The organism is Scandinavium sp., assembly GCF_036271055.1.
Lineage (GTDB): Bacteria > Pseudomonadota > Gammaproteobacteria > Enterobacterales > Enterobacteriaceae > Scandinavium.
In genome coordinates this window covers 499,451-505,617 of record NZ_DATBBJ010000073.1, presented here as the reverse complement: position 1 = coordinate 505,617, position 6,167 = coordinate 499,451, and the positions used below count along the sequence as shown (strand labels likewise).

9 protein-coding genes and 1 pseudogene are annotated in these 6,167 nt (G+C 45.1%); 2 read left to right on the top strand and 8 right to left on the bottom strand.

The annotated features are described in order from the left end of the window. Positions 1–213, top strand: a pseudogene (locus VH187_RS16180) (hypothetical protein); the annotation flags it as partial. Here VH187_RS16180 and VH187_RS16175 read toward each other — a convergent pair. From VH187_RS16175 to VH187_RS16140, 8 genes are all read right to left on the bottom strand, one after another. Further along, entirely contained in the window at positions 193–1,062 is an 870-nt protein-coding gene (locus VH187_RS16175) for an RlpA-like double-psi beta-barrel domain-containing protein (RefSeq protein WP_329702462.1), read from the bottom strand. The pseudogene VH187_RS16180 and the gene VH187_RS16175 sit on opposite strands and share 21 nt — an antisense overlap. Before the next feature lie 106 nt (positions 1,063–1,168). Continuing rightward, positions 1,169–1,747, bottom strand: a complete 579-nt coding sequence (locus tag VH187_RS16170) for a DUF1353 domain-containing protein (protein ID WP_329702461.1) — start codon at positions 1,745–1,747, stop codon at positions 1,169–1,171. A gap of 94 nt (positions 1,748–1,841) precedes the next feature. Next, positions 1,842–2,033 carry a hypothetical protein gene (locus VH187_RS16165; RefSeq protein WP_329702460.1) on the bottom strand — a complete coding sequence of 64 codons (192 nt, stop codon included), beginning with the start codon at positions 2,031–2,033 and terminating at the stop codon, positions 1,842–1,844. 448 nt (positions 2,034–2,481) lie between these two features. Beyond that, positions 2,482–2,751, bottom strand: coding sequence for a hypothetical protein (locus VH187_RS16160; RefSeq protein WP_329702459.1), 270 nt, complete (start codon positions 2,749–2,751; stop codon positions 2,482–2,484). A gap of 104 nt (positions 2,752–2,855) precedes the next feature. Beyond that, positions 2,856–3,335: a SymE family type I addiction module toxin gene (locus VH187_RS16155; RefSeq protein WP_329702458.1), complete on the bottom strand. Its 480-nt coding sequence runs from the start codon at positions 3,333–3,335 to the stop codon at positions 2,856–2,858. Positions 3,336–3,566: 231 nt separating this feature from the next. Beyond that, positions 3,567–3,863, bottom strand: a complete 297-nt coding sequence (nadS, locus tag VH187_RS16150; RefSeq protein ID WP_329702457.1) for a NadS family protein — start codon at positions 3,861–3,863, stop codon at positions 3,567–3,569. A gap of 26 nt (positions 3,864–3,889) precedes the next feature. After that, positions 3,890–4,222, bottom strand: coding sequence for a type II toxin-antitoxin system RelE/ParE family toxin (locus VH187_RS16145; RefSeq protein WP_329702456.1), 333 nt, complete (start codon positions 4,220–4,222; stop codon positions 3,890–3,892). Positions 4,223–4,791: 569 nt separating this feature from the next. After that, positions 4,792–5,826 (bottom strand): AI-2E family transporter, encoded by a 1,035-nt coding sequence (locus VH187_RS16140; RefSeq protein ID WP_329702455.1) that lies wholly within the window; start codon positions 5,824–5,826, stop codon positions 4,792–4,794. 166 nt (positions 5,827–5,992) lie between these two features. Between VH187_RS16140 and VH187_RS23575 the strand changes: the two genes are divergently transcribed. Then, positions 5,993–6,127, top strand: a complete 135-nt coding sequence (locus VH187_RS23575) for a protein YdgV (RefSeq protein WP_473964791.1) — start codon at positions 5,993–5,995, stop codon at positions 6,125–6,127. The last annotated feature ends 40 nt before the right edge of the window (positions 6,128–6,167 follow it).

Below are 6,167 nucleotides of genomic sequence, written 5' to 3'. Positions count from 1 at the left end.
GAGATCGGCTTCGGTTTTAATGCCTTTAGCCAGTTCAGCCGCAAGAGCTTTAAGTTTCTTTTCGTCCATAATTTGCCTGTCTCCGTGAGTGGAGTGAACATATCAAAAACAGGCAATTACACAATTTTAATTACAGTCTCGGGAGTGACCATAAATTCCGTTTCCCAAACGGAGCCCATGTTGTACCCGCCACTATCTGTAACTGGATTTTAAGTGCATTTTTTTTAGTTTTTCTATAATTGCCGGGTCAGTGATAATCAGAGCTGTAGACAGTACATGAGTTTTATTACTTCCGCCTGTAAACGGTGGAAGGCAGTCGTCTTTGAAGCCACAAAAGGTATCCGCATGGTTATCCTTAACTTTGCCACCAACATCTGCGACAAAAAAATATCCATCATGCTTGAATTTCTTACCCGTATAGGGATCTGTGACTATATTGTTAGTAACTTCCTTAATATAAAGCACATCTCCTCTTTTTAATTTTAAAGCATCATTGTTATTAACATGGACAGCAATGCTCCGGTACGGAACCAGAAAGTAATCATAAATTCCCAATCCAAACGGAGCGTTAGTTTTTAAATGATAACTGCGGCTATAAGAATCATAATCTTTACTTCCTAACTCTGAGGCACAATCGATGGAATATGATCGTTTTGAATTAAAGACTCCCCCATCTGTGATTCTTATGTCCTTTCCATTAAAGGTTATTTTGATTGATCCTTCCTGAGCACCCAGGCACCAGTCTTTCTTGCTGACATTATCTGATATCGGGACACCATTAATATCCCGGAATGGAACGCCGTTTTTATCCGTGATGGGCTGTGTTGTATGATACGAAGTCGACCACAGCTGTATAGTTCTCCCGGTCGAACCGTCCGTGGGAGGTGGGATATCAAAGGTGTCCTGAAAATCCGGCGTAAGTATACGATCCTCCTGATTAGCAATATGTGCAGATTGCATGCAGGAACTGACGAGCGAAAGCAACCCCAGTAGCAGAAATATGCGGGCAGTTAATACTGCTACCTTAGGTTTTTTTCGGATGAACTTATTGATAGCTTTCATTTTTTTATTGCCCTCGTTCTCAGCGGTTCTTTCGCATTGCGGTACAGGCGGAGGAGCGGCATTAGCTACAAGGATTGCAAGTAGACCGGGAGCTTAATGCATTTTGCTAGAGATATTTTACTTCTGTAAGAATTAAATGTTTTTCGATAACTGTATCCATATCTTCTGGTGTTGTATCATCACTCATTGCCCAAAGGTTTGTTCCTATTTCCTTGAGTTTCATTAATATAATTTGGTCATTAGTTGAAAGGATTTTGGGATCATCATACGAAAAAAATTCGCCCCTGAAAGTATCTTCATCTGACGTGAGGCTTAGTGATGCCCAGGCACCGATACGGACTCCCAAGTAAAAAACACGAGCTCTGAAATAACTACATCCTTTGCATAAGCATGCATAGTAGAACATATTGTCGGCCTCTTTTCTGTTGACCCCCGGTGTATTGCATGCGACATCATGGAGGACCGATGCATCTCTGTAATCACCAATATATGGAGATCCTATAGTTGACCAGAGTGCCTGCGGGATACTGGCTCCATTAATGATATCTCCTTTACTGGCTTTCCATTCTCTTCCCGAAGGATCAGTATAGGAGACATCTTCATTTAGTTTCATATTCCTGTTTGGTCCGGTTTCGTTCATCCATAAAGTAGAAACCGGGTTTGGGAATTTTCCAAAATTTGACATGTTAAACCCCTTTAAATTTATTCTGTTTTACATACCACTGGTTTAAGTATTTTAAGCAATTCCTTAATGAGTTGGAGTGTTGTGGTTATTTTATCTAAAAATAAACTCTTCCTGTTCGGGCAATAACCTTATCCAGTTTAGCCATGATTTCATCGTAATTCTGGCAAAACCACTCAGGTGTAGGTACTTTATTTAAACTTAAGTTTAATTCTTGAAATACATCTGAAACGCTTGTCATTTCAATCTGAACAGAATCATCTTGTGGAGTTAGTTTCTTATTTTTCATGATTTGAACCTCGTAGGCAGTTAAGGAAATTATTGAACGCTATTGAGTGACATTGTGCATTTACTTAGAATATGATCCCTTAGTATTCTGGAAATAGTAATAATGTATGATTATCTTCAGGGGTTACCATTCTTATTTCGTGGGGCGAGAATCTGAAAAATAGCAGTACAATCTTACCCGTGAATAGTGGACACGCGACTAAGTGAGTAAACTTTCTACCAGAGGTGACTCATGACAAAACCAGCATCAATTCCAAAAAAACCGCAATCAGCACACACCTGAATTCCGTCAAAAAACCCTTATGATCTGCCCCCATTTTTTAATAAACGGCGGAGTTAGTGATACCTTCACCTGGTTGTAACAAAACTGCGAACTTCCGCACCTCGCTCACAGCAGACCAGCTCGCTTTAAGGGACAGTTCAGAGTTCATGTGTAATCGTCGTTAGGCTTACTTCTTTCGAAATAAAGAAGCCAACGCTGCTGCTAAAAATCCGATCAGGGGCATAGTGCCTGCACCAGCAAGAAAGTTATTGCGGTCTATCTTGTTATTTCTGCGAATATCCACGAAACGAGAAAGTGCGTTTTCTTCATTTGCGGCGTAAACCTCTTCAAACTGTCTTTCATAACCCTCTGCTGTCAATTGAGAAGCTTTGTCAGTGGCAGAGCGTTCCAGCACAATAACTTTCTGACCTTTTTGGAAAAAGCAGTAATCTGGCATTTAACGTATCCCCTACATCTCTGATGGTTATGTCTATTTTTCGCTCAAAGTGGACTACCACGCCCTCACAAACAAAGCTCCCGGCCCGAAAGCCGGGAACACCCTCAACTACTGCGAATCAAACAATCGCGCGGATTACGGCGAATGACTGGGATATCGCCGGTATTATTCAGTGCGCCGGGGAAGGTTTTTAGCCACGTCGCGACTTTTTGTTTATTGATATTCACCACGCTCATGCCTTCCAGACAGCCCCACAGTTCGCGGGTGTGCTGCGGGGTGATGACGATGCAATCTTTCATCACTCTTATTTTTACTGGCATGCCGTTGATAAAACCGGCTTTCGGCAACCAATCACCGCTCAGCGGTAGATAGCGCGAATTGACGCGGGAATAGAGTTCACAGCAGGCGTCACTGTTTTGCTCTGTTTCCGCTCGCGGATGCCGGGTTGCCGCGTCTGTCTTTTTTCCGTGCAGACGATTGGCGCTGTTTTTGCGAGTGACCTCGGGGAAATGATTATTGTCCCCTGAATCATCAAGATCTGTTTGGGCGATAGCCGGATCTGGCATAAAATTCTGCTCAGCCATAAATAACTCCTTTTCAGTTGTTTGTGGTTAGCGGTGTAGGGGTGTTGTAGCACCTTTACGCCGCGTCTCTTTTCATCACATCTCGTTTCATCACATCTCTATTTTACTGCTTGCTTAATAAGCACTGACTTATTGTACAGGGCTGGATAAATAAACAGACTGGGAAAGTTGAAAAATGCGTGGGCGCTCGGAAAGAAAATGCTTTTTGTTGCAGGTTTACATTCTTTGGTGTCAGGTGCGTTTCAGCTTATTCATTAACTGCGGATCTTGCTCCAGCAGTCGCAGCATTTTTAAGGCTACTCCGGTGGGAATTCGGCGTTTAAGTTCCCATGACTGAATGAGTGCTGGGCTGGTGCCAATGGCCTCGGCAAACTCGTTTTGCTTCATGCCAAAGTTAGCCCTCATCATTTTAACGTCAGGGATAACATGGCAGTGCACGTTGTCCGGATGCGGCTGAACTTCACCTTTTTCAATGGCCACCATTTCCTGGGCGCTTGCCAGAAGATCGTCAAACAAATTGTCGTCCATAAATGTTCCTCGTTATCCGAACCTGTTCACAGGCTGCACTGATTAATTTGCTGAATGACGCCCTTAAGCTGCGATTTTTGGCCGTCACTTAAGTTGTCCTGCCGACTTTTGGGATACATGATAAGCAGGTAGATCCGATCACGTTGGGTCTGAACATAATAAATCACCCTCACACCCCCGGATTTACCTGTGCCAGGTCGGGACCAGCGTACTTTTTTGCATCCGCTGGTGCCCGCAATCGTATCCCCCAACTCGTAATTCTGAAGCAGCCAGACCTGAAATTCATGCAATTCATCATCTCGCATAAGATCATGTCTGGACCGATTGAACACGCTGGTTTCGATAAAGAGGAAATTCATTTCCTTCAACTATCCTTGTCGGCTTGAAAACATTTTAGGCGTACCATGTACGTTTTGCAACATTAAAAACGTACTTCGTACGTGTAAATTGGCCCTCTCTTTGCCATGAGCCTTTTGCGGATGAGGGCGCTTTGCCGGGAATTATATTTTGCCGGATAAGGAGAGAGCTTTAAAAATATCGGCCTACGTTTCAGAAATGCATGGACGCTTCAGGAAAAAATGGCAACTTTGCAACGCTGGAGCGGTGATATTCGGCCCAGCTCGCAATGACGCAACAATGACCAAATAGCCCCAACAAACCCCTCTGACTTCACATATTCATCATCTCTCCAGGTCTGAAACGTTTTAATCCAATCTGTTTATGTTAGAGATAGAAACGGCGTTTTACTCTGTCGAAATACAGGCTGATGGTGAGTTATAGCGATGTCAGATGAACGGGGTGTAGGCGTGATAAGGATGTTACTTTTATGGGGAATACTCGCGTTTTTGGCGCACGAGGCGATTCTGGCTGGCTGGATTGACCGGCTGATTATGTGACAACGGGCTGTGACCAGCCCGCTGATAAATCTTTATTTTTTACTCAAGTCACTCAGCAACACCGCAATACTTTGCCCGCCTTCGGTGTGCTCCAGGCCGATTTTGACGATGATGGTCAGCGGCACCGACAGCAGCATCCCGACCGGGCCGAGCAGCCAGCCCCAGAAAATCAATGACAGGAACACCACCAGCGTCGACAGGCCCAGCCCACGGCCCATGATCCGGGGTTCCAGAATATTGCCGAATACCATGTTGATCGCCAGATAACCCGCCAGCACCACCAGCGCGTCGTAGAAACTACCGAACACCAGCACCTGCAAAATCGGCGGAATGGCGGCCAGCACCGAGCCGATATTCGGAATGTAGTTGAGTGCAAATGCCAGCAGCCCCCAGATAAACGCAAAACGCACGTCGAGCGCGGCGAGCATGCCCCAGGCAACCAATCCGGTTACAAAGCTGATTGCCGTTTTCAACACCAGATAATGGCTGACGCTGTCGATGGCTTTCTGGATCGCCGCCATCCCTTCCAGTGGACGCATCATCATTTGCTGGAGTTTGGCTGGAAGCTGCGGCACTTCAAACAGCATAAACACCACCGTCAGCAGTAACAGGAAAATCGACGACATGGCGTTGGTGAGCTGAGTTAAAAGGGCGGTGACCAGCGTCATCGCGGCGTTCGGGTCGATGTACTTCACCAGTTCATTCACCGACACCTCAATACCAAAACGTTGTAACCAGGGCTCGAGATTCTCCAGTGGCACAACCAGCGACGAACGATATTGCGGCAGCGTGCGGGCGAGTTCGTTCAGCGAGGTGCCTAATGATGCCAGTAACAGCACCGCAAGCATGATGATAAAGCTGATGAGCAGCGTGATCGCCAGCCCCCGTGGCACGCGCCAGCGCACCAGCAGGTTTACAACGGGGTTCAGCACCACGGCGATAAACAGCGCCAGAATAAACGGCACCACGATATCTACGGCAAAACGAATACCGGCGAGGATAATCACCAACATGCCCAGCATGATGACTATTTTTAATCCATTAAGGGTAATACCCGACTTTGCCATAACATTCCCTGATAAAAGTTTTAACAACATCATAAACGGTATTGGGTAAGAATAAACTTATTCAGGTTAAACCGCATCAGTAAAGAATTGAAAAGGTTTTGAGTTTATTGTGGCGCTATGCCAGAATTATGCCGTGTTTAACTACTGAGGACAATTTTCATCCGCAATGACGAGAAGCAATACCGCGGATAATTGTAATATTATGAACATCCTGTTCAATGCCAAAAACGTCTGTCAATCTCTTGAATTCCCTTCCTTTACCTTGCTATCCGGTGAGCAGCACTGGCGCTCTGCGCTGTAGTTTTTTCCTTCAATTGAGTTAAATCCACATCAATTCACGG

What these genes read in the sequence shown, in the direction of transcription:
- VH187_RS16175 (WP_329702462.1), bottom strand. Translation starts at nt 1,062, where the DNA reads ATGAAAGCTATCAATAAGTTCATCCGAAAAAAACCTAAGGTAGCAGTA.
- VH187_RS16170 (WP_329702461.1), bottom strand. Translation starts at nt 1,747, where the DNA reads ATGTCAAATTTTGGAAAATTCCCAAACCCGGTTTCTACTTTATGGATG.
- VH187_RS16165 (WP_329702460.1), bottom strand. Translation starts at nt 2,033, where the DNA reads ATGAAAAATAAGAAACTAACTCCACAAGATGATTCTGTTCAGATTGAA.
- VH187_RS16160 (WP_329702459.1), bottom strand. Translation starts at nt 2,751, where the DNA reads ATGCCAGATTACTGCTTTTTCCAAAAAGGTCAGAAAGTTATTGTGCTG.
- VH187_RS16155 (WP_329702458.1), bottom strand. Translation starts at nt 3,335, where the DNA reads ATGGCTGAGCAGAATTTTATGCCAGATCCGGCTATCGCCCAAACAGAT.
- nadS (WP_329702457.1), bottom strand. Translation starts at nt 3,863, where the DNA reads ATGGACGACAATTTGTTTGACGATCTTCTGGCAAGCGCCCAGGAAATG.
- VH187_RS16145 (WP_329702456.1), bottom strand. Translation starts at nt 4,222, where the DNA reads ATGAATTTCCTCTTTATCGAAACCAGCGTGTTCAATCGGTCCAGACAT.
- VH187_RS16140 (WP_329702455.1), bottom strand. Translation starts at nt 5,826, where the DNA reads ATGGCAAAGTCGGGTATTACCCTTAATGGATTAAAAATAGTCATCATG.
- VH187_RS23575 (WP_473964791.1), top strand. Translation starts at nt 5,993, where the DNA reads ATGACGAGAAGCAATACCGCGGATAATTGTAATATTATGAACATCCTG.